The organism is Mesorhizobium sp. KR2-14 (assembly GCF_040049255.1).
Taxonomy (GTDB): Bacteria; Pseudomonadota; Alphaproteobacteria; order Rhizobiales; family Rhizobiaceae; genus Pseudaminobacter.
Window position 1 is genome coordinate 399,098 of record NZ_JBDZDR010000002.1, and the last position, 21,455, is coordinate 420,552.

Consider the following 21,455-nt stretch of genomic DNA (forward strand, 5'->3'; position numbering starts at 1 on the left):
CCGGAATTCCGGGCGCGCTTGGCGCATAGTCGCGACCAGGCAAGCGAGGAGGGCGGATCGTGCCCAAATTCGTCATCAATCCGCCGGTGTTTTTCGGATCAGTGGCTATCATCGCTTTATTCGTGGGAATTGGCACGATCGTTCCGGGGCACGCGGAAGTGCTTTTCCGCGAAATGCAGACGGCCATACTGTCCAGTTTCGGATGGCTATACCTTCTCGCCGTCGGCGTTTTTCTGTTCTCGATGATACTTCTGGCGTTCGGCCGTTATGGCGACCTGAAGCTGGGGCCCGACGATTCAGAGCCGGATTTCCCCTTTCTCTCATGGGTGGCAATGTTGTTTGCCGCTGGTATGGGCATCGGCCTGATGTATTTCGCGGTAGGGGAACCGATGACGCACTTTGCGGCGCCCCCGGAAGCTGTCCCGCTGTCGATTGCGGCGCAGCGCCAGGCGATGAGCGTCACCTTTTTCCACTGGGGGATCCACGCCTGGGCGATCTACGCCGTGGTAGGATTGTCCCTGGCCTATTTTGGCCATCGCTACAACCTGCCGTTGACCATCCGATCCGGTCTCTACCCGCTGCTGAAGAACCGTATCAACGGGCCGATCGGCCATGCGGTGGATATCTTCGCGATCTGCGGAACGCTGTTCGGGCTGGCGACTTCGCTTGGCTTCGGCGTTCTTCAGATCAATGCGGGCTTGAACTACCTGCTGGGCGTCCCGGTATCGATCTATGTCCAGCTTCTTCTCGTCGTCGTCGTGACCGCCATGGCAACCATGTCTGCCGTGAGCGGCGTCGAAAGGGGCGTGCGCATCCTAAGCGAGGTAAATCTCGCGCTGGCGCTGCTGTTGATGCTGTTTGTGCTGGTGGTCGGACCGACCAGGCTTCTGATGCGCGATTTCGTACAGAATATCGGCCTCTATCTCGACACTCTCCTTTTGCGCACCTTCAATATCTACGCCTATGAACCGCGACCGTGGATCGATCGCTGGACGCTGTTCTATTGGGCCTGGTGGATTTCCTGGTCGCCCTTCGTCGGCATGTTCATCGCCCGCATATCGCGCGGCCGCACGGTTCGGGAATTCGTGGCCGCAGTTCTCTTCATACCGGCCGGGTTCACATTCTTCTGGATGACCGTCTTCGGCAACACCGCCATGTATCTCGACACCACGAAGGCGAACGGAGCGCTTGCCCGAGCCGTCGAAGCCGATCTATCGGTCGCCTTGTTTCAGTTCTTCCAGTATTTGCCGTTCCCTGTCGTCACCTCGACGCTTACCGTGGCACTCGTCGCCATCTTCTTTGTGACCTCGTCGGACTCGGGCTCGCTGGTCATCGATACGATAGCCGCGGGCGGCGAAACCGAAACCAATTCCCTGCAGCGCATTTTCTGGTGTGCGCTCGGCGGGGCCGTTGCAGCCGTTCTGCTTGCTGCAGGAGGGCTATCTGCGTTGCAATCCGCCACCATATCGACAGCGTTGCCCTTCTCGCTGGTGATGCTGGCCCTTGTTTGGTCACTGTTCCAGGGTATGAACGCTGACATTGCCCAAAGCAGGACGCTGCTGAGCGGCGTTCCTCAAGCCCATCCCGCATCTGGATTGACATGGCAAAGGCGGCTGGCCTTGGTGCTCAGTGCGCCCGACAGGAAGGATATCGACCGTTTCCTGGAGAAGGCTGCTCTGCCCGCTCTCATTGCGGTAGCGGACGAGTTGGCACTGCGTTCGCGCACTGCCTTTGTTGGCCGCGACGACGAGACCGGGGCCATTTCACTGACGGTCCCGGCGGAAGGCTTTCGCGACTTTGTCTACGGCGTGCAGATACGCGAACATAAATTGCCGGCATTCACCGCATTCGAGGCCGTCAAGATGGGGTTGCGTTATGAGGCGCGCACATTTTTCTCGGACGGCAGCCGGGGCTATGACATCATGGGAATGTCGCAAGAGCAGATCATCGACGACGTTCTGGCACAGTTCGGACGATATCTCGCACTTGTGCACTCCAGAGAGACCGCCCTGCTGACGGCTGCTCCCGAGCACTAGACGCTTCAGCGCCGGTCGATCCCGCCATACACGGGAAATTTTGATATCCTCCTCTGCCGCAGGCGGAGCAGTGGAGAATTTGGACAAGTAAATTTGGCACAGCGCTCGCATTTCCTTCGGTTCTTCTGGCCGGCCCTCTTCGTCACCTTGTCGGTTGCAGCCTACGTCTTTCACGGTCTGGCTTTCCAGAAGCTGGCACCGGACGCCGACCCGAACGCGGTTCGGCAACTGAGCACGGCCGCTGCGTACTATTCCGGCGCGTGGCTTTTGGCGCGTATCATCGGAGCAGGTCTGATAAGAGCCGGAAACGGCCGCCGAAAAATGCCGAAGCTTCTTCGAGACCTCATCACGGCCGCCCTGTTTCTGGCGGCGACGATTGCAACCGTGGCGATGCTGCTGGGGCAATCGGCGGGTGGCGCTCTCGCCAGTTCGGGCCTGATCATTGCCATTCTCGGCTTTGCCATTCGCAATGTGCTTGCCGACGTGCTGTCCGGGGTCGCCCTGGGTCTGGAGGCCCCGTTCAGGATAGGAGACTGGATCGAGATAGACGGTGCGATCCGTGGTCGGGTAATCGAAATCGGGTGGCGCACCACACGTCTTCAGACGCGCAACGACACTTACATGATCCTGCCAAACAGCCAGATCTCACGCCAGAAACTGATCAACTACAGTGCGCCGCGGAAGCACTATCGCGCGACGCTGGAGATCGTGCTCGGGCATGACATACGGGTTGACCAGGGCAAGGAACTTCTCGCTGCCGCGGCCGCGTCGACGCCGATCATCATGACGTCGCCGAAGCCAGATGCGCGCGCTCTCTCCTACGACACCGAGGGTGTGAGATATGCTGTTCGCTATTGGGTGCCGAGCTTCGTCGACGACATCGATTGCCGAGATGCAATTCTGGTGGCTGTCGATGCAGCCATCCGCGATCGGGGCCTGCCGCCTCCATTCAGCCGGGTGAAGCTGCTTTCATCTGCGGTCTGACTGCGACGGCTGAGGGGAAAGCCGTCGCTGCCGCTGCATGAAATCCGGTGCGGACTGACTACCCGGCTCTATTCGGCCGGGTTTGACGTAACGCTGCCGTCAGGAGCCGGATTCGATCTCCGCGAAGATCTTTTCAGCCGTGTTCTTCGCCTTGCCCGGATATTTCAGGCCCTTGACCGCTTCCAGGTTGGTCGGCTCGCCGACGACGATGGCGCCGATCATGCCCATGCCCAGATGCGGAGTGCACTGGTACATGTAGACGCCCTCGTCGGACACGGTAATCGTGATCTGCTCGTTGGTCTTGCCCTTCCAGGCCTCAGCGCCTTCCGGAAGGCCGTCCTTCATGCTGGCCGAATTGTGGCTCTTGTCGGTCGGCACGAAGGTGATGGTGTCGCCGGGAGCAGCCTTGACCACCATCGGCTCAAACACCATCGCGGTGCCGTCCGCTCCCTTGTTGAGCATCTTCACTTCATGATCTGCGGCAAACGCGGACACAGGCAGCGCAAGACCGATGGCCACCGCAGCGGCATAGAATATCTTCAAGGATTTTCCTCCAGGAAAAACAACGATGTGGGGCGCATGGGAGTCGCGCTTCCACATGCATACATTTCAATTATTCGATGTGTGGTCAAGCCAGCGCTGTCTTCAAAGCCCATCCGCGGCTTGTTCGACGATTTCGGCAAGCAGCGCATTGACCCCGTCACGGCCCGGCCCCGCCGGCAACTCTCGGAAGCCAAGGGTGACCTCGCCCGGCTTGGCCTCCGCCTCATAGGCGAAGATGACATAGGGACAATAGGCGATATTGCGGATGTCGGCTTCCATGGCCTTGCGAGACATGACGGCAGAGCAGAACTGCAGGAACTCCGCCTTGCGGTAGAGCCTGGCGCCGCCAACATCGGCGGCTGTGCGCTCCAGCATGTCGCCGACACGGCCGCGATGGTCCACGACAAGACCGCGATTGACGATCGCGTCCTCCAGATCGGTCATGACTTGCTCGAACGGACTGTCGGACGTGACGGTATGAACGCCATCCTGCGCTCTCGCAGGCAGGCTCAAGAGGGCGCAACTCAGGCCGATTGCGGCCAGCGCGGCGGAGACGGGTTTCAGCTTGAGCATGGCGTTCTCCTTGACATGGCATCCGGTGAGCGTTGCACGAAACGTCATTTCGCTTGCAAAGGCTAGCCTGCATTGTCGAGATATGCAAAAAACAAAATGTTTGCATAGAAGAGAGGGCTGCAATGTCAGGCAAGTTGAACAGAAGCGGGGGAGTGAGCCGCAGGACATTCCTTGGCGGGACGGCTGCTGCGTTTGGCGGAGCCTTGTTCGCGCCGATCAGCACGGCATGGTCGCAAACGCTGTCCACCGGTAGCGCCGAGCTTACCGTGGTCAGCGACGGCATGATGACGCTGCCGCTGGGTTTCGTCTTTCCGGATGCGCCGCAGGACGAGCTTGTGAAGTTGTTGGAAGGCAGTGGCCAGCCCACTGACGCGATGCGGCCCGACTGCAACGTGACCCTGGTACGTACGGGCGATCGGCTCGCCATTTTCGACGTGGGCGCCGGTCCGAACTTCATGTCGAGCACCGGCAAGCTGCTGGAATCGCTTGAGGTCGCCGGCGTCGCTCCCGGCGACGTGACCGACGTGGTCATCACTCATGCCCATCCCGACCACTTGTGGGGCCTCACCGACGATTTCGACGAGCTGGTGTTCGCCGATGCGCAGTATCACATCGGCCAGAAGGAATGGGATTTCTGGTCGTCACCGGATGCCATGTCGCAAATGCCGGAGGACCGCCAGACCTTCGTGGTCGGCGCCCAGAGCCGTTTCGCGGCGCTGGACGGCAGGGTGAACTTCATTAAGGACAGCGATGAAGTGCTGCCGGGCGTCGAGGCGGTGGATAGCCCGGGCCACACGCCCGGCCACATGTCCTTCCTGGTGCACGGGACGGAGCCGGTGATGATCGTCGGCGATGCCATTTCCAATGCGACTGTGTCCTTCGCGCGGCCGGACTGGCCGACGGCGAGCGACCAGGATCCGCAGCAGGGCGTCAAGACGCGGCTTGCCTTGCTTGATCGCCTGGCGACGGACCGAGTGGGGGCAATCGGCTTTCATTTTCCGCATCCGGCGGCGGGCATGGTGGAGCGGCGCGGCGACGGTTTCGTCTACGTGCCCGCCTGAGCTATTCCGCCGGCTGTCGCGCCGAGGGACGAAATGCGCCGAGGGGCGAGCCTTCGATGAGATAGGCAAGCCCCAGCCGCGCACCCAGGAAAATCGAAGCCAGCACCAGGGGCGCCGATATGGCGAGTGCTGAAATGCCGGTGACCCCCTGGCCGATGGTGCACCCCATGGCGAAGACACCGCCAAATCCCATGAGCGTGCTGCCGGCCAGATGCCGGCCAAGCTCGCGGGCGTCGTCACACGCCTCCCAGCGCACATCACGTTTCCAGGCCGCGCAGAGCGCCGCTCCGACGATAACGCCCAGCACCAGCCCGACCCCGTAGTCGGGCACCACGCCGGTGAAGGTGATGGCGTGCAGGATGGTGTCGGCCACCGGCACGACGAAGGAGCCCGCCTCGATCTGTATCACCTCGAAGGAATGCTGGGTCGCGTAGCTCGTCGCCCACCACCCGAAGGTGATGATCAGGCCGATGACTATCCCCGTCAGGATGGAGCCCGTTTGCACGCGATAGGGACGGTTGCGGAAAACCCAGGCTAGGAGGCCAAGCCCTGCGGCAAGTGCGACGGCGAATGACAGATCACGACCAGTCCAGTAAGACACCAGCGCGCCGAGGGACTGGCCGCCCTTGTCCGAAAGGTCGATGGCAAAATTGTCCGAAAGCGCCACGCGTGCCTGGGCGACCAGGCCTTTCTGCGCCGACATGGCGGCCAGGCCGAGAACGACCAGGACGACAAGCGAGCGCAGGCTGCCGCCGCCAAGCCTTACCAGCGCGCCGAAGCTGCATGTGCCCACCAGCGCCATGCCCAGACCGAAGGCGATGCCGCCGGCAATGGCGCCGATCCATGCGAAGCTGGAATGAATGTAGAAGCTCGACGCCGTGTCGACCATGCCGGCCGCCTGAAGTGATTGGGTGGCGAGCAGGGCGGTCGCGGCCGCCAGCATCCAGGTGCGCACGCCGCGGCTGTCGTCGGCATACCACATCCGCTCGAGCGCCGACATTGTGCAGAAATGATTGGCGCGGGCCACGAAGCCGAGCACGACACCGGCGCCGAGGCCGACAAGGGCAAGGAACCACGGATGGGTGGCGATGTTCATGCTTCCTCCGTCTGGTCTGAAGCCGCTTCACCGGAAGGCGGACCGGCCCCTCTCGCAGCGCCGGCTGTGCGTTGCTCCCTCGCGACGGTTCGCCCGCTACTCGCTCTTGGGGCGCCGCACGGGCGCGCAAAACAGCTTGTAGAGTGTTTCGATGACCGAGGATACTTCCTCGCTGGCGATGGAATAATAGATCACCCGGCCCTCGCGGCGGGTGGTGACCAGCCGGTCGAAGCGAAGCCGGGCAAGCTGCTGCGATACGGCAGCCTGCGGTAGATGCATGGCTTCTTCCAGCTCCGAAACCGACTTCTCGCCTTCCGCCAGAAGGCAGAGGATCAGCAACCGGCCTTCATGGGCAAGCGCTTTCAATAACTCGCTGGCCACGCGGGCCTGTTCGAGCAACTGGTTGAAGTCTTCCGGCGTCTGGACGTCTTGGATCTTCGGTAAGCTCATGTCGCGATGATGATCCCGGAATAGAAGTTGGCGCAAAATCCATTTGAAGGCGCCTGTTACTGCATAGGCTGCTTGTTCGGCAACTGCGCGATCAATTCTCCGATACGATACCAGAAAAATTCGTCGCCGACATAGCCTCGGATACGGCCGATCTCCTGGCCGTCCTCCATCAGCACGAAGGTGGGGGTGAAGCGCTCCCGGGCCACGTCTTTCAGGTCGTCCGGCCATGCCTCGGTGATATCGACGCGTCTGAGCGGTGCGCGGCGGCCTTCGTCGGTCTTGGGCCAGGCGGGGGCGATCTCGGCGTTGAAGCGGGCGCACCAGGCGCATCCCGGCTGTTCCAGCATCAGCAGTTCGGCAGCGGATAAGGCTGAAGGCGCCGCGAGCAGGGCCAGAAGCGCAAGCAGCCCCGTCTTGAAACCGGTCATCATCAACACTCCCGCAACCTTTCCGCTCTTGTATAACATAGAAATATAGAATTGTATGAATTCAATGTCCGCCTTTGGGCTGAATCGAAAAGTGGGGAAGGGGAAATGCTGGATGTAAGCCTGGGTGGGGCGCTTGTCGCGGGGTTGCTGTCATTCGTGTCTCCCTGCGTCCTGCCCATCGTGCCGCCCTATCTGGCCTGGTTGGCCGGCATCAGCTTCGACGAGCTGAAAAGCGAGACGCCCGGTGCTGAGCAGCGCCGCCGGGTGATTGTCGCTGCGATCGCCTTCGTTCTCGGCTTCGCAACCGTGTTCATCGCGCTCGGCGCCACGGCAAGCGTCGTCGGCAAGACCATTGCGCAATATTTCGATGCGCTGGCGATCATAGCCGGCATCCTCATCATCGCCATGGGGCTGCACTTCCTCGGCGTCTTCCGCATCGGCATGCTCTACCGCGAGGCGCGCGTGCAGGTGGACCGCAAGCCCGCCGGTCCGCTTGGCGCCTATGTCATGGGCCTCGCCTTCGCCTTCGGCTGGACGCCCTGCGTCGGGCCTGTGCTGGCCGCGATCCTGTTCATCGCGGGCAGCGAGGGCACTGCGCTGCGCGGGGCCGCGTTGCTTGGCGCCTATTCACTTGGCATCGGCATTCCCTTCATCCTCGCCGCCGCTTTTGCCAGCCGTTTCCTCGGCTGGGCGGCCCGCTTCAAGAAGCACATGCGCAAGATCGAAATGGCCATGGGCGGCTTGCTGGTGGTCACCGGGATGCTGTTCATCACCGGCCAGATGTCGGCCATCTCATATTGGCTTCTGGAAACCTTCCCGGCGTTCCAGGCCATCGGTTAGGAGGAGTATCCATGCACAAGCTGCTGGCACGCGCATTCACCCTGTTGATGGCGCTCGCATTTGCCCAGACGCTCGCTGCTGCGGAAGTGGGAGAGGATGGGCTGCACAAGGAAAGCTGGTTTGCCATGACCTTCCGCGACGTCAGCGACGACATCGCGCAGGCCAGAAGCGAGGGCAAGCGCCTTGCCATCGTCTTCGAGCAGCGAGGCTGCATCTACTGCGCCCAGATGCACGAGAAGATCCTCTCGGATCCGGAGGTGCGCGATTACATCAGCCAGAACTTCATGGTCGTGCAGTACAACATGTTTGGCGACGAGGAGGTCACCGATCTCAATGGCGAGACGCTGACCGAGAAGACCGCCGCCCGCAAATGGGGCTATGTGTTCACCCCCACGATCGTGTTCCTGCCGGAGGCGGCGCCCGAGGGCAAGACGGTGGCCGAGGCCGCCGTCGCCACCATGCCCGGCGCCTTCGGAAAGTGGACCTTCCTCAACATGTTCCGCTGGGTGAAGGAAAAGGGCTACGAGCGCGACGAGCACTTCCAGCAATACCACGCCCGCATCATCAACGAACTGAGAGCAGCCGGTAAACTTGGGGATGATGAGTGATATATGCACAAATTCATATTTTTTGATTGATTGCACGCATGGTGCGGACTATCGTTGGCTTGAGAGGCGGTTCACTCGTGCAAACCGCAGGTTGGAGGAGGGCCGAATGGGGCGGACACTCACCGCAATCGTTGCATTAGCAGTATTTGCCAGCGCCGGGCTCGCTCAGGCGGCCGAGGTGGCGCCGGCTGATGTCCGGTTCGAGGACATGGCTGTCACGGCATCTTTGACCGGCGTTCCGGGCAATCCGGAAGAGGGCGCCAAGACGCTTGCCAATCGCGGTCTGGGCAATTGCCTTGCCTGCCATGTGGTGACGGCGCTGGCCAGCGAGCAGTTCCATGGTGATGTCGCTCCCTCGCTTGACGGCGTGGCTGATCGCTGGAGCGAGGCGGAGCTGCGCGCCATAGTCGTGGACGCCAAGCAGGTATTCAGCGACGAGACCATGATGCCGGGCTTCTACAGCCTCAATGTCGGCATCGATGTCCGCAAGGACCTCGTCGGCAAGACGATATTGACCGCACAGCAGGTCGAGGACGTGGTCGCCTATCTGGCAACACTCAAGGAATAGGTAAAAAGGAGACAAGCATGGCACTCAACAGGCGTCATGTACTCGCGCTGGTCGCAGGTGCGGCCGTCGTTCCCGCGTTGCATATCCTGCCCGGTCGGGCGGTGGCGGCGCCTGAGGAAGTCAGCAAGCTGATCGCGGACTTCACCGGCGGAAAGGAGCCGCAAAGCGGCAAGATCACGCTTACCGCGCCGGAAATCGCCGAGAACGGCAACACGGTTCCGATCTCGGTCGAGGTGGAGAGCGCCATGGAAGGCGACGACATGGTCGACCAGGTGCTGATCCTTGCCGACGGCAACCCGAGCCCGGATGTGGCGAAGTTCAGCTTCACCGCGCTGAGCGGTTCGGCTGCTGCCACCACCCGTATGCGGCTGGCCAAGACCCAGAACGTCATCGCCGTCGCCAAGATGGCCGATGGTTCGGTCTACATGGACAAGAAGGAAGTCAAGGTGACCATCGGCGGCTGCGGCGGCTGATCCGCCCCGCTGTCTCGCCCGGTTCTATTTTGTTCGTTCCAATTTGAAGGAAGTGAAATGTCTGCAGCTCCCAAGCCTCGCGTGAAGATCCCGAAGAAGGCCAAGGCCGGCGAGATCGTCGTGCTCAAGACCCTGATCAGCCATGAGATGGAATCGGGTCAGCGCAAGGACAAGGATGGCAACACGATCCCGCGCAAGATCATCAACAAGTTCGCTTGCGAATTCAACGGGCAGCCGGTGTTCTCATGCGACATCGATCCGGCGATCTCGGCCAATCCCTATTTCGAGTTCAGCGCCAAGGTCAATGAAAGCGGGACCTTCAAGCTGACGTGGACTGACGACGACGGGTCCGTCTACATCGACGAACATCAGATCGAAGTAGCCTGAACCAGCGCGGCCTGATGCCGCGCCATCGGGGGAGGACAAGGTGAGCAGACTATCGACCGCGGCATTGTCCGCGTTGTGTGCAGGTGTTGTGGCTCTGACCGCAAACGTTTCGATCGCCGATCCGGTCGACGAGGCGCTCGAGATCGACGGCGTGGAGATCATCACCCGAGCGCCGGCGCCCGAGGGGCATCCTTTCGACGAGGTTCTGTCGGGCTGGCTGTTCCGCGAGGCGGAGACCCGCGCCACGGAGGCCGACTCCTTCGCCAATCCCGGCATGCTGGCCGTCGAACGCGGCGCCGACATCTGGGAGGCTGTGGACGGAACCATGGGCAAGTCCTGTGCCTCCTGCCACGACGACGCTGCCGAATCGATGAAGGGCGTGGGCGCTCGCTACCCCAAATGGGATGCGGCGTCCGGCAAGCCGATCAATGTCGAGTTGCAGATTGACAAGTGCCGCGTCGAGAACATGGGGGCGGAGCCCTACAAGTTCGACGATGCCGACCAGGTGGCCCTGACATCCTTCATCAAGCACCAGTCGCTGGGCATTCCGGTCAAGCTGGATCTGGGCGAGGGCGAGATGCAGAGCTGGTGGGAGAAGGGCAAGCAGTCCTACTACACCCGCACCGGCCAGCTCAATCTCGCTTGCGCCTCCTGCCACGAGGGCGCGATGGGCAAGTATATCCGCGCCGATCACCTCAGCCAGGGGCAGGCCAACGGCTTCCCGACATACCGCTTCAACACGGCTGGCATGGTTTCGCTGCACAACCGCTTCCGCGGCTGCATCCGCGACACGCGAGCGGAAATGCCCAAGGCCTTTTCCGACGAGCTGATGGCGCTGGAGGTCTATGTGACCTGGCGGGGCACCGGGCTTTCGGTAGAGACCCCGGCCGTGAGGCAATAGCAGGCGCGGCAATTTGAAATGTAGCCGGGCGGTTCTCCGCCCGGCGGGTAATTGACGTTTCGGCGTTCCGAGAGCGAATCCGGGAGAGGAGGGCCGGTTTTCCGTTCGAAACGGCGGACAAACAGGAAGATTGAGCGTCGCTTGCACTTCTGATGAAGGCGAGAGCGCTCCGAAGAGGCGAGCATGAGTTATACCCGTAGGGATTTCCTGCAGTTTGCGGCCAATGCCGGCATTGCGCTTGGCGCGGCTGGATATCTGGCCAATCCCACCCGCGCGCTGGCCCAGCAGAAGCTTACCCAGGACGATCTGCTGAGCTTCGATGCCAAGGGGCAGGTGACCCTGCTGCACTTCACCGACGTGCATGCCCAGCTCATGCCTGTCTATTTCCGGCCGCCGGACACCAATATCGGCGTCGGCGCCTATGCCGGCATTCCGCCGCATCTGGTCGGCGAATCCTTCCTGAAGGAATTCGGCATCGACCGGGGCAGCCCGCTCGCTTATGCCCACACCTTCGTCGACTATGTCGACCTAGCCCGCAGCTATGGCCGCCTCGGCGGCCTCGACCGCACGGCCACGCTCGTCAAGGCGATCCGTGCCGAGCGCGGCGACGACAAGGTGCTGTTCCTCGACGGCGGCGATACCTGGCAGGGTTCCTACACTTCGCTCAAGACCAATGGCCAGGACATGGTCGAGTGCATGAAGCTGCTGAAACCCGATGCCATGACCGGGCACTGGGAATTCACCTTCGGCGAGGAACGCTTCCTCGAGATCATCGAGAGCATGGGTTATCCGTTCCTGGCTTCGAACATATTCGATGCCGAGTGGGACGAGCCGGCCTTCGACAACACCGCCATGTTCGAGAAGGGCGGCGTGCAGGTGGCGGTGATCGGCCAGGCCATGCCCTACACGCCAATCGCCAATCCGCGCTGGATGTTCCCGAAATGGTCGTTCGGCATTCGCCCCGACGTCTTGCAGGCCAATGTGGACGCAGCGCGCGAGGCAGGCGCCGAGATCGTGGTGCTGATCTCGCACAACGGCTTCGACGTCGACCGCAAGCTGTGCAGCGTGGTCAAGGGCATCGACGTTATCCTCACCGGCCACACCCATGACGCCGTGCCTGTGGCCTTGCAGGTCGAGGACACGCTGATCATGTCGTCCGGATCGCACGGCAAATATCTGGGCCGCGTCGATCTTGAAGTGTCCAATGGCAAGGTGACGGGCTACAGCTCGAAGCTGATCCCGGTCTTTTCCGACGTGATTGCGCCCGACGCCGAAATGGCGGCGAAGATCGAGGAAATGCGCGCGCCCTACAAGGACGAACTGGCGCGGGTCATCGGCAAGACCGACACGCTGCTCTATCGCCGCGGCAACTTCAATGGCACCTGGGATGACCTCATCTGTCGCGGCATCATGGAGGAGCGCGACACCCAGATCGCCCTCTCGCCCGGCTTCCGCTGGGGCACGACGCTGTTGCCGAGCCAGGACATCACCATCGACGATCTCTACACCGAGACCTCGATGAGCTATCCGGCCGTCTACCGCAACGAGATGACAGGAGCCCAGCTCAAGGAAGTGCTGGAGGATGTCTGCGACAACCTGTTCAACCCCGATCCCTTCCTGCAGCAGGGCGGCGACATGGTCCGCGTCGGCGGAATGACCTATACCTGCACGGTCAACGAGAAGATCGGTAGCCGCATCTCCGACATGAAACTGGCTGCGACCGGCGAGCCTATCGACCCGTCGCGCAGCTATGTCGTCGGCGGCTGGGCTTCCGTCAGCGAAGGCACCGAAGGGCCCGCCATCTACGACCTGATGGAGAGCTACATCACCCGCCAGGGCACGGTCTCCGTGCCGGATGAGCGGACGGTCAAGGTGGTCGTCTGATCTGCATGTGGACAGGAGAGCCGGCTTTGCGCCGGCTGTCCTGTTGCCGTATACATAGAAAAATTCATATGTTAGAATTAATCATGAAGATTTATGGAGGTCATCATGGCTGAGCGGCAGAGCAAGCTGTCTCCCTCCCGGCGCAGTTTCCTTACCGGGGGGCTGATGGGCGCGGCCGCGCTGGCCGGCGCCGGAGTGGCCCGTGCCACCGAGAGCGAGGAGGTCATCACCGAGATTCAGGACTGGAACCGCTATCCGGGTGACGGCGTCGACGCGCGTCCCTATGGCCAGCCGTCCCAGTTCGAGGCCCATGTGGTGCGCAAGAACGTGCCGTGGCTGACCTCGGATTCAATCTCGTCGATCAACTTCACGCCGTTGCATGAACTGGACGGCATCATCACGCCGAACGGCCTGTGCTTCGAGCGCCACCATGCCGGCATCGCCGAGATCGAACCGGGCTCGCACCGGCTGATGATCAATGGTCTGGTCGAGCGGTCGCTGGTTTTCACCATGGCCGACCTGAAGCGCTTTCCGCGCGAGAACCGGGTCTATTTCCTGGAATGCGCAGCCAATACCGGCATGGAATGGCGCGGTGCGCAGCTCAATGGCTGCCAGTTCACTCACGGCATGATCCATTGCGTCGTATATACCGGCGTGCGGCTGAAATATCTGCTCGAGGAAGCCGGGGTGAAACCGGAGGGCAAATGGCTTCTGGCCGAAGGCGCTGACGCTTCCGCCATGACGCGCTCGATCCCGATGGAAAAGGCGCTGGACGACTGCATGGTCGCCTTTGCCATGAACGGCGAGGCACTGCGCCCCGAGCAAGGCTATCCGGTTCGCCTCGTGGTGCCAGGCTGGGAAGGCAACATGTGGGTCAAGTGGCTGCGCCGCCTCGAAGTCGGCGACCAGCCCTGGCAGCATCGCGAGGAAACCTCGAAGTACACGGACCTGCTTGCGAACGGCAAGGCGCGGCGCTTCACCTGGGTGATGGACGTGAAGTCGGTCATCACCAATCCGAGCCCGCAGGCGCCGATTACCCACGGAAAGGGCCCGCTGGTGCTTTCGGGCCTCGCCTGGTCGGGCAACGGCACCATCAGCCGGGTCGACGTCTCCACCGATGGCGGTCGCAATTGGCACCCGGCGCGCATCGACGGGCCGAGCCTGCCCATGGCACTGCACCGCTTCTATTACGAGTTCGACTGGGACGGCTCTGAACTCTTTCTGCAGTCGCGTGCCATCGACGACAAGGGCTTCGTGCAGCCGACCAAGCAGGAGCTGCGCGCGGTGCGCGGCCCCAATTCCATCTACCACAACAATGGCATCCAGACCTGGCATGTCGGCACCGACGGAGTGATCGAGAATGTCGAGATTTCTTAAACTCGGTTTCGCCGCAGGGCTGCTGCTCGGCACGGCCTGTCTCGGAGCAACGGCGCAGGCTTCCGATGCTGCCGCTGGCGGCAAGCTCGGCATCGGCCGCGTCGCCACGCCGGAAGAGGTTGCAGCCTGGGACATCGACGTGCGCCCCGACGGGCAGGGCCTGCCGGAAGGCCGCGGCACCGTCTCGGAAGGCATGGCCATCTACGACGAGAACTGCGCTTCCTGCCACGGCGACTTCGGCGAGGCCATCGACCGCTGGCCGGTACTGGCAGGCGGGCAGGGCACGCTGGAAGCCGAGCGGCCGGAAAAGACCATCGGCTCCTATTGGCCCTATCTGTCGACCGTCTACGACTATGTGCGCCGGGCCATGCCCTTCGGCAATGCACGTTCGCTGTCGGACGACGACGTCTACGCGCTGACGGCCTATCTGCTCTACCTCAACGATCTCGTCGACGACGAGGAGTTCGAGCTGTCGAAGGAAAATTTCACGTCGATCAAGCTGCCCAACGAGGAAAACTTCATCGACGACGATCGGCTGGAGGAACCTCATTATGCCGACAAGTCCGAGCCCTGCATGACCGATTGCAAGCCCGGCCAGGCCGAGATCACCATGCATGCGGCAGTTCTGGACGTGACGCCCGAAGACGCCGGCGACAAGGACGCACCGGCAGGCGGCATCGACTGAGCGGGTCGGAGCATCCCACGGGTTTTGCCCGACTGGTGCCAGTGGAAAACTTCTGGCACCGTCTTCCCGCTGCTAAGTGATTAGCCGCTTTTTCCCAACGTCGCGTCTCCCGACTGCCGCGCTGAACCGGCACCAGGCGGTTCAGCGCGGTCTTTGTGGCGCACGCCCACACGCCGGCGTGCCAAATTTTCTCTGGTCTGTCACGGAACCTTGATCGCCGAGAGCGGTTTTGAACGGTTCGTGATCAATCCAGGACCTCACATATGCCACTCAGCCACTTGTCTCTCACCGGCAACGACATGGCCATGCTCAGACGCGTACTCGCCGAAGCCGGCTTCAACTTCTCGCCGAATGCCGCGGAGGCGGCGCGCTTCCTTACTCGCAAACTTCAGGAAGGCATGAGGGACGAGGCCGAACTGGCCTCTGCGCTCAAGAGCGTGGCGGTGCAGGCGAACTGGCGCTGCCTCGGCCGAGCCTGAGAGGCTCTATTCGTCTTCTTCCTTCAGGTGACGGCGCTGCCGCTCGGTTCGGATCCGCTTCGGCGCCGGGCTGTCCGAGCGCCGGCCGCCCGGCGTATAACCCTCCCGGTGCAGGCGGATCGTCAGGTCCAATATCTCCTCGAGGCTTCGGCCGCCGATCGTATATAGCGACAGGATTCTTGCCGCCACTTCGTTGCGATCGGCCGGATCATCGCTGTGCAGCGCTTCTACTGCGCGCTGGACCAGAGCATCGAGGGTGTCCAGAACCTCGGGGGAAAAATCATACGAGCACTCGGGGTGGAGGGAAAGGTGCCTCCGCATCGACGCCTCCAGTCTGGCCGGAACGCTTGGTGGCAAATGCCCCGAAACCACTAAACGTCGCGAGTGAGAAATGGTGCGGCTTGGGCAAAACTCCAGAGGCCGCAAGGCAAAAAACAAATCCGTGGCGGAGGCCGCGCGTCGGTTGCGGCTAGAACACCAGCGTCACGATCATGGCGCCGGCCGTGACTGCCATTACTGCCGTCGAAAGCCATCCGAATGCGAGGAGGCGGCCGCCAATCGCGCGCTGACCCATGACGCGAGACTGTGCTGCCATGAGCATCATCATGGCCATGATCGGGACGGCCACGACGCCGTTGATAACCGCGCTCCAATACAGGGCCCTGATTGGATTGATCGGGCTGAAATTCAAACCGACCCCTATCAAGGTTGCGATCACAATCGTGGCGTAGAAGGCTTTCGCTTGCCCCGGTTTCCGGTCCAGACCTGTCGGCCATCGCAGTGTCTCGCCGACGGCATAGGCAGCTGACCCTGCAAGGACGGGAACCGCCAACAGTCCGGTGCCAACGATGCCAAGCGCAAATATCGTTCCAGCCATGACGCCGGCAAGGGGCTTCAGCGCTTCTGCTGCCTGGGCGGAGGTTTCGATCTGGGTGATGCCGCTGGCATGGAGCGTCGCTGCAGCCGTGACCATGATCGCCAGGGCAACGATATTCGAAAAGCCCATGCCGACGAAGGTATCCAGGCTTATCCTGGCTTCGGCTTCCTCGGCCTGTTCCGGCGCGGACGCCAGCGCCTTCCTCTCTGGAACAGCCTGGATATCCTCCACCTCTTGCGAAGATTGCCAGAAGAAGAGGTATGGGCTGATCGTTGTGCCAAGAATGGCAACGATCGCCGTGAGGTAGTCCTTGCTGAGCGAGAGATGCGGGATAAAGAAGCTTCGGGCCAACGAGGACCAGCCGACCTGGACGAAGAAGAGCGTCGCGATGTAGGCAAACAGAGCGAGCGTCAGCCATTTCAAAACGCTGACATATGGCTTGTAGGACAGATAGACCTGCATCGCGACACAGATGATGCCGAACGCCAGCACATATGCGATCTGCGGGCCGCCGACCAGAACGCGCACCGCATCGGCCATGGCACCGATATCCGCTCCGACATTGATGACATTCGCCACCAGCAGCAGCGCCACGCACGCATAGACCACGGAGTTCGGGTAGAACTTCCTGAGGTTGCCGGCGATGCCAAGACCTGTCGTGCGGCCAAGGCGCGCGCTGATTATCTGGACCGCTACCATCAGTGGATACGAGAATAGAAGAGACCAGGTGGGGAGATATCCGAACTGGGCGCCCGTCTGTGAATAGGTCGCTATTCCGCTTGGGTCGTCGTCCGAGGCGCCGGTGATCAGACCTGGCCCGAGCACAGCCAGCAGACGGGCTTTGGGCTGAACGTGCGGACTGGGTTGGGCCGGTGTTGTCATTTCCAACTCGCAGGCGACAGCGGCCATGGCCACGCATGTGCAACCGGACCATGTCGCTACCAAACCGAAATCAACAGCCAGCGGACGCCATGGTTCCGCCGGATACGCCCGAGTGACTGCAGCCGGGAACTCGAGAGTGGCCGGGGTCAACTTTCGCGCGGATCTGTGGAACAGGTTGGCCCCGCCGTTGTTCGGACAGCAGCACGAACAAAGCGGCTTCTGGCGACCCGTGACGCTTCAGAGACGCCGGCTCAGCCGCCGAATGGAGGCGCGCATGCGAGCGCTTGTTTGGCACGGCAAGGAGGATATCCGCTGCGACACCGTCTCGGATCCTGAAATCAGAGAACCGCGCGACGCCATAATCAAGGTCACCAGCTGCGCCATCTGCGGTTCGGACCTGCATCTGTTCCACAATCTCATTCCGGCAATGCTGCCGGGCGACATCATGGGCCATGAGGCGATGGGCGAGGTCGTGGAGGTCGGGTCCGGAATGGACGGCAGGCTGAAGAAGGGCGAACGCATCGTGGTGCCTTTCACCATCATCTGCGGCGAATGCGACCAGTGCAAGCGGCAGAACTATTCACTGTGCGAGCGCTCGAACAGAAACAGGGACCTTGCCGAGAAGGCATTCGGCCACGCAACCGCAGGGCTGTTCGGCTACTCGCATCTGACTGGCGGCTATCCCGGCGGACAGGCCGAGTTCTTGCGGGTTCCCTTTGCCGACACCACTCACATCAAGGTGCCCGACGGGCTGAGCGACGAGCAGGTGCTGTTCCTGGGCGACATATTCCCGACAGGCTGGCAGGCGGCCGTCCAGTGCGACATCGAGCCAACCGATACGATTGCCGTCTGGGGCTGCGGCCCCGTTGGCCAGATGGCGATCCGCAGCGCCATCCTGCTTGGCGCCGATCAGGTGATCGCGATCGATTACCTGCCCGAGCGCCTTTCGATGGCGGAAGCAGGCGGTGCCACCACGATCAATTTCGAGGAGGAAAGCGTGTTGGAAAGGCTCGAGGAGCTTACATCGGGACGCGGGCCTGAAAAATGCATCGATGCCACCGGCACTGAAAGCCATGTCTCGCTCGGGCAGCCCGACACGCTTTACGACCGCGCCAAGCAAATGCTGCTCCTGGAAAACGACCGGCCGCATGTGTTGCGGGAAATGATCTATGTGTGCCGGCCCGGAGGGATCATCTCAGTTCCCGGCGTCTATGTCGGGCTGGTGGACAAGTTCCCGATGGGGATTGCCATGAACAAGGGTCTGACGTTCCGCATGGGGCAGACCCATGTGAACCGTTGGACCGACGACCTGCTGCGCAGGATAGAGGAAGGCCAGATCGATCCTTCCTTCGTCATTACCCACACGGTCGGGCTCGAGGATGGCCCCGACATGTACAAGGTGTTCCGCGACAAGCAGGACAGCTGCATCAAGGTTGTCATCAAACCATAAAGTCGAGGCGAGCAATGAGTTTCCTTGCCAATTTCAGCCGCCCGGAAGGCGACCCGAAGATCCTGCACTCTGGCCCGAGCTCAATGGGGCCATCAGACCGCTTGGCCCGCGCGCTCGGCTGGCTCAGCATCGGGCTGGGCATTGTCGAACTCCTCGCGTCCAGCCAGCTGTCCCGTTCGCTCGGGATGAGAGGGCGGGAGGGGATGGTTCGCGCCTGCGGCGCACGAGAGATCGCAAGCGGCGTCCTCTCGCTGTCAATCAACAAGGAGATCGGGCTCTGGAGCAGGGTGATCGGCGACGTGATCGACATCGCGGCACTCTCGGGTGGCCTGCGCTCAACTAATCCGAGGCGAGAAAACGCCAATCTTGCGCTGGCGATGGTGATTGGCATCGCTGCCCTCGATATTCTCGCTGCCAGAAGCGTCACCGCCCGGCATCGGCGAGAGAACGGCTGGCGAGATTATGGCGATCGCAGCGGGTTCCCGAAGGGGCTCCGCACCGCCCGCTCCGCAGCCGCGCGATGACCCGGCCTCATGTGGGATGGCGTTCGAGCGCTACGTCGATTTCGCCACCCACCAGGATGACGATCGCGGAAATCCAGATCCACACCATGAAGCCGATGATCGCGCCCAGGGAGCCGTAGGTCTGATTGTAGTGGCCGAAATTCGCGGCATACCAGGAGAACAGGATCGACACCGCCAGCCAGCCCAGAGCCGCAAAGCCGCTACCCCAGGTCAAAGGGCGTATGTGAGCCTCGCCACGGCTCGGCCCATAGCGGTAGAGCAGGGCCAGCCCGAATGCCGTTACGATCAGAAGGGCGGGCCACCTGGCAATCCGCAGCAGCACGTCTGCAACTTCACTCAATCCTACGAACGCAAGAACAAGCGGTACGACCGCCACTGCGCACAACGCCAGCAGGACGAGCCCTATGGCGCCGAGGGTGAAGATCAGGGAGACGACGTTGAGCCAGACGAAGCTTCGTTTCTCTTGCTGGCCATAGACCACATTTAACGCATCGAAGAGCGCCTTGATGCCGGCGTTCGCGCTCCACAGCGAAACCAGCAGGCCCAAGGCGAACGCAAAGCCGAGGGTTCTGCTGCCCTGCGACGCCACGCGCGCCAATTGATCCTTCATCACGTCGATGGCACCCTCCGGGAACACGCCCGCGACCAGCGCCAGGTGATTTCCTATCGCTTGTGGATCGGCAAAGAGCCCATAGATCGCCACCAACGCAGCCAGGGCGGGAAAGACCGCGAGGATCGCGTAGAAGGCGACGCCGGCGGCATTGGCGAGGACCCGATGGCGCGACACATTGCGCAGGGTCTGCCGCAATACTTCCGTCCATCGCCGTAGCGCGCTGGTGCGGACCGGTTCCTTGCTGTGCTGGTCAGGGTTGTGCGAGGCACCATCCTCTTTGGCGGGGGCCTGATGGCGGGGCCTGTGAAATCCAAGAAACAGAAGGGCTAGCGCCAGTCCGGAAAGCAAGAGCGGAACGCTCGCAGGCCGGGCGGCCGAAGGCCGGTGGATCGAGCCGCCACTCATGTATTTGCTTGGCTGCGTTTCTTCCGCGTGCCCGAAGCTCGGTGGCTGCCAGCCTCCATTGCGGCGGCCCGTTTCGTTTCCCTTTTCGAGCCACGAGCCGCCTCCGCACCACCGGACTCAGCCCCTGCCGGCTTGTCGGCCTTCCCGCGCTCCCCGGTTTCTGCCATTTCGCCGAGATTTTCCTTCAGGCGATCGCTTTGGTCGCCCATCAGATAGTCTTCGGTTTGGGTGGGCGGCATAAGCGCCCCGAGGACTGCCCCGATGGCGACGCCCATGCTTGCCAATACGAGCGGTTCACTACGGCAGAAATCGATAAAACTCCTCGCGCCCGAAGTGGCGCTGCTGCCGAGATGCCGCGCCGACTCTCCGACAGCCGAGGCGGTTCGGCTGGTGGTGCCCGCCACGACATCGTAGGCGGAAGAGCCGGCTTTGCTCACAGCGTCGCCCGCCGCTCCCGCCGCCGCTCCCAGGCGGTCGCTTGCGCTTGCTGCACCTTCCCGAATGGCGTTACCGGCGGATCTTGCGCTTGCGCTAGCCGCGTCGCCCATCCGGCCGGCTATATCGACTGTAGCCTGCCCGGCTTCCCTGACGGTGTCGGCGGCCGAGCCTGCCTTTTCGGCCAGCTCGTCGCCCATCGCCCCTTGGCGCCTCGAGGTCTCCATGCGGGTGGAACTGCCCAGGACGCTGGAAAGCATCATCCAGGCAACGCCGGTCCCGACCAAAACCATCGGCACCGGATTTTGCCCCATCTGGTGGCGCAGCCGGCGGTAGAACTCCCCGGCATCTCCTTCACCGGCATATTCTGTGAGCTGGTCCAGGACCTGCCCCGGGGAAAGGTTGGCGCGGAATTCATCCAGCGCGTCGACGAGTTGGGAGCGAACACGCTCTACTTCGTGCTCAAGTTGATCAGTGGACGGCATCTTGCGGCCTCATCTGCTCTTGTGCCACGTTTGCATCCTGCTGGATCTGGCGGATGGTGCGATCGGGCACCATGGTCCTGACCTTGAGCCGATTGACGCCGACCAGCAGCAGGATGAGCCCGATCACAAAGACAATGCCGCCCAGGATCAAGGCCGACAACGCGGGCGTGATGGCATAAGTTCTGCTCACCCATTCCACCGCAGCCTGCAGCAGGATAACCAGAGCCGGGATCATCAGGACCGCCCCGCCGGTCAGCAGGCCAATGCCGGCCCCGACGCGGCCGATGTTTTCCGAAATCTCGGTACGGGCGAGCTGGCTTTCCTTGCGAACCAGTGTCGCAGCCAGAGATACTACGTCTGTGAAAATGTCTGGAATCGTGCGGCTATAGTGTGCCATTTCGTTCCTCTTTT

At 62.0% G+C, this 21,455-nt stretch carries 25 protein-coding genes; 15 read left to right on the forward strand and 10 right to left on the reverse strand.

Translation table 11 applies throughout. The annotated features are described in order from the left end of the window. Positions 1 to 59: 59 nt before the first annotated feature. Both ABLE86_RS06385 and ABLE86_RS06390 read left to right on the forward strand, forming a co-directional pair. Positions 60 to 2,036, forward strand: a complete 1,977-nt coding sequence (locus ABLE86_RS06385; protein WP_348778094.1) for a BCCT family transporter — start codon at positions 60 to 62, stop codon at positions 2,034 to 2,036. Positions 2,037 to 2,129: 93 nt separating this feature from the next. Next, on the forward strand, positions 2,130 to 3,020 hold the full coding sequence (locus ABLE86_RS06390; protein ID WP_348778095.1) for a mechanosensitive ion channel domain-containing protein: 891 nt from the start codon (positions 2,130 to 2,132) through the stop codon (positions 3,018 to 3,020). 99 nt (positions 3,021 to 3,119) lie between these two features. On the opposite strand, the gene ABLE86_RS06395 is transcribed toward ABLE86_RS06390, so the two are convergent. Both ABLE86_RS06395 and ABLE86_RS06400 read right to left on the reverse strand, forming a co-directional pair. Continuing rightward, positions 3,120 to 3,563 (reverse strand): pseudoazurin, encoded by a 444-nt coding sequence (locus tag ABLE86_RS06395; RefSeq protein WP_348778096.1) that lies wholly within the window; start codon positions 3,561 to 3,563, stop codon positions 3,120 to 3,122. A 102-nt stretch (positions 3,564 to 3,665) separates the two neighbouring features. Beyond that, positions 3,666 to 4,136, reverse strand: a complete 471-nt coding sequence (locus ABLE86_RS06400) for a DUF302 domain-containing protein (protein ID WP_348778097.1) — start codon at positions 4,134 to 4,136, stop codon at positions 3,666 to 3,668. Between the two features lie 152 nt (positions 4,137 to 4,288). Here ABLE86_RS06400 and ABLE86_RS06405 point away from each other — a divergent pair, with 152 nt between their 5' ends. After that, the gene (locus tag ABLE86_RS06405; protein ID WP_348778098.1) at positions 4,289 to 5,197 is read left to right on the forward strand and encodes an MBL fold metallo-hydrolase; all 909 of its coding nucleotides are present in this window, start codon (positions 4,289 to 4,291) and stop codon (positions 5,195 to 5,197) included. 1 nt (position 5,198) lies between these two features. Here ABLE86_RS06405 and ABLE86_RS06410 read toward each other — a convergent pair whose 3' ends face one another. The 3 genes from ABLE86_RS06410 to ABLE86_RS06420 all read right to left on the reverse strand — a co-directional run bounded on the left by ABLE86_RS06410 (position 5,199) and on the right by ABLE86_RS06420 (position 7,174). Further along, the gene (locus tag ABLE86_RS06410) at positions 5,199 to 6,293 is read right to left on the reverse strand and encodes a YeeE/YedE family protein (RefSeq protein WP_348778099.1); all 1,095 of its coding nucleotides are present in this window, start codon (positions 6,291 to 6,293) and stop codon (positions 5,199 to 5,201) included. A 96-nt stretch (positions 6,294 to 6,389) separates the two neighbouring features. Next, complete coding sequence (locus ABLE86_RS06415) at positions 6,390 to 6,743, reverse strand: metalloregulator ArsR/SmtB family transcription factor (RefSeq protein ID WP_348778100.1); 354 nt, start codon at positions 6,741 to 6,743, stop codon at positions 6,390 to 6,392. A gap of 56 nt (positions 6,744 to 6,799) precedes the next feature. Continuing rightward, positions 6,800 to 7,174: a transcriptional regulator gene (locus ABLE86_RS06420; RefSeq protein ID WP_348778101.1), complete on the reverse strand. Its 375-nt coding sequence runs from the start codon at positions 7,172 to 7,174 to the stop codon at positions 6,800 to 6,802. 102 nt (positions 7,175 to 7,276) lie between these two features. On the opposite strand from ABLE86_RS06420, the gene ABLE86_RS06425 reads away from it, so the two are divergent. From ABLE86_RS06425 to ABLE86_RS06470, 10 genes are all read left to right on the forward strand, one after another. Next, positions 7,277 to 8,011 carry a cytochrome c biogenesis protein CcdA gene (locus ABLE86_RS06425; protein ID WP_348778102.1) on the forward strand — a complete coding sequence of 245 codons (735 nt, stop codon included), beginning with the start codon at positions 7,277 to 7,279 and terminating at the stop codon, positions 8,009 to 8,011. 47 nt (positions 8,012 to 8,058) lie between these two features. Further along, a complete protein-coding gene (locus tag ABLE86_RS06430; protein WP_348778583.1) occupies positions 8,059 to 8,619 on the forward strand; it encodes a thioredoxin family protein in 561 nt (186 codons plus the stop codon). 106 nt (positions 8,620 to 8,725) lie between these two features. Then, on the forward strand, positions 8,726 to 9,187 hold the full coding sequence (soxX, locus tag ABLE86_RS06435; protein WP_348778103.1) for a sulfur oxidation c-type cytochrome SoxX: 462 nt from the start codon (positions 8,726 to 8,728) through the stop codon (positions 9,185 to 9,187). A gap of 17 nt (positions 9,188 to 9,204) precedes the next feature. After that, positions 9,205 to 9,660 carry a thiosulfate oxidation carrier protein SoxY gene (gene soxY, locus ABLE86_RS06440; RefSeq protein ID WP_209710658.1) on the forward strand — a complete coding sequence of 152 codons (456 nt, stop codon included), beginning with the start codon at positions 9,205 to 9,207 and terminating at the stop codon, positions 9,658 to 9,660. 57 nt (positions 9,661 to 9,717) lie between these two features. Next, a complete protein-coding gene (gene soxZ / locus ABLE86_RS06445; protein WP_348778104.1) occupies positions 9,718 to 10,047 on the forward strand; it encodes a thiosulfate oxidation carrier complex protein SoxZ in 330 nt (109 codons plus the stop codon). Between the two features lie 40 nt (positions 10,048 to 10,087). Next, positions 10,088 to 10,948: a sulfur oxidation c-type cytochrome SoxA gene (soxA, locus tag ABLE86_RS06450; protein ID WP_348778105.1), complete on the forward strand. Its 861-nt coding sequence runs from the start codon at positions 10,088 to 10,090 to the stop codon at positions 10,946 to 10,948. Between the two features lie 183 nt (positions 10,949 to 11,131). Then, positions 11,132 to 12,832: a thiosulfohydrolase SoxB gene (gene soxB, locus ABLE86_RS06455; RefSeq protein WP_348778106.1), complete on the forward strand. Its 1,701-nt coding sequence runs from the start codon at positions 11,132 to 11,134 to the stop codon at positions 12,830 to 12,832. A 105-nt stretch (positions 12,833 to 12,937) separates the two neighbouring features. Next, positions 12,938 to 14,209 carry a sulfite dehydrogenase gene (soxC, locus tag ABLE86_RS06460; protein ID WP_348778107.1) on the forward strand — a complete coding sequence of 424 codons (1,272 nt, stop codon included), beginning with the start codon at positions 12,938 to 12,940 and terminating at the stop codon, positions 14,207 to 14,209. Next, the gene (locus ABLE86_RS06465) at positions 14,193 to 14,894 is read left to right on the forward strand and encodes a cytochrome c (RefSeq protein ID WP_348778108.1); all 702 of its coding nucleotides are present in this window, start codon (positions 14,193 to 14,195) and stop codon (positions 14,892 to 14,894) included. Before soxC ends, ABLE86_RS06465 begins: the two co-directional genes overlap by 17 nt. 305 nt (positions 14,895 to 15,199) lie before the next feature. Next, on the forward strand, positions 15,200 to 15,373 hold the full coding sequence (locus ABLE86_RS06470; protein WP_348778109.1) for a hypothetical protein: 174 nt from the start codon (positions 15,200 to 15,202) through the stop codon (positions 15,371 to 15,373). A 6-nt stretch (positions 15,374 to 15,379) separates the two neighbouring features. On the opposite strand, the gene ABLE86_RS06475 is transcribed toward ABLE86_RS06470, so the two are convergent. Then, a complete protein-coding gene (locus ABLE86_RS06475; protein WP_348778110.1) occupies positions 15,380 to 15,694 on the reverse strand; it encodes a hypothetical protein in 315 nt (104 codons plus the stop codon). A 148-nt stretch (positions 15,695 to 15,842) separates the two neighbouring features. After that, positions 15,843 to 17,159 carry a divalent metal cation transporter gene (locus ABLE86_RS06480; RefSeq protein ID WP_348778111.1) on the reverse strand — a complete coding sequence of 439 codons (1,317 nt, stop codon included), beginning with the start codon at positions 17,157 to 17,159 and terminating at the stop codon, positions 15,843 to 15,845. A 247-nt stretch (positions 17,160 to 17,406) separates the two neighbouring features. Between ABLE86_RS06480 and ABLE86_RS06485 the strand changes: the two genes are divergently transcribed. Together ABLE86_RS06485 and ABLE86_RS06490 are read left to right on the forward strand one after the other, a co-directional pair. Beyond that, entirely contained in the window at positions 17,407 to 18,582 is a 1,176-nt protein-coding gene (locus tag ABLE86_RS06485) for a zinc-dependent alcohol dehydrogenase (protein WP_348778112.1), read from the forward strand. A gap of 14 nt (positions 18,583 to 18,596) precedes the next feature. Next, the gene (locus tag ABLE86_RS06490; RefSeq protein WP_348778113.1) at positions 18,597 to 19,106 is read left to right on the forward strand and encodes a hypothetical protein; all 510 of its coding nucleotides are present in this window, start codon (positions 18,597 to 18,599) and stop codon (positions 19,104 to 19,106) included. 7 nt (positions 19,107 to 19,113) lie between these two features. Here ABLE86_RS06490 and ABLE86_RS06495 read toward each other — a convergent pair whose 3' ends face one another. The 3 genes from ABLE86_RS06495 to ABLE86_RS06505 are packed head-to-tail and all read right to left on the reverse strand — an operon-like array spanning position 19,114 to position 21,441. Next, positions 19,114 to 20,124: a YihY/virulence factor BrkB family protein gene (locus ABLE86_RS06495; RefSeq protein ID WP_348778114.1), complete on the reverse strand. Its 1,011-nt coding sequence runs from the start codon at positions 20,122 to 20,124 to the stop codon at positions 19,114 to 19,116. Continuing rightward, entirely contained in the window at positions 20,121 to 21,044 is a 924-nt protein-coding gene (locus ABLE86_RS06500; protein ID WP_348778115.1) for a hypothetical protein, read from the reverse strand. Before ABLE86_RS06500 ends, ABLE86_RS06495 begins: the two co-directional genes overlap by 4 nt. After that, positions 21,031 to 21,441 (reverse strand): phage holin family protein, encoded by a 411-nt coding sequence (locus tag ABLE86_RS06505; protein WP_348778116.1) that lies wholly within the window; start codon positions 21,439 to 21,441, stop codon positions 21,031 to 21,033. The genes ABLE86_RS06500 and ABLE86_RS06505 overlap by 14 nt, the downstream gene beginning before the upstream one ends. Positions 21,442 to 21,455: the final 14 nt, after the last annotated feature.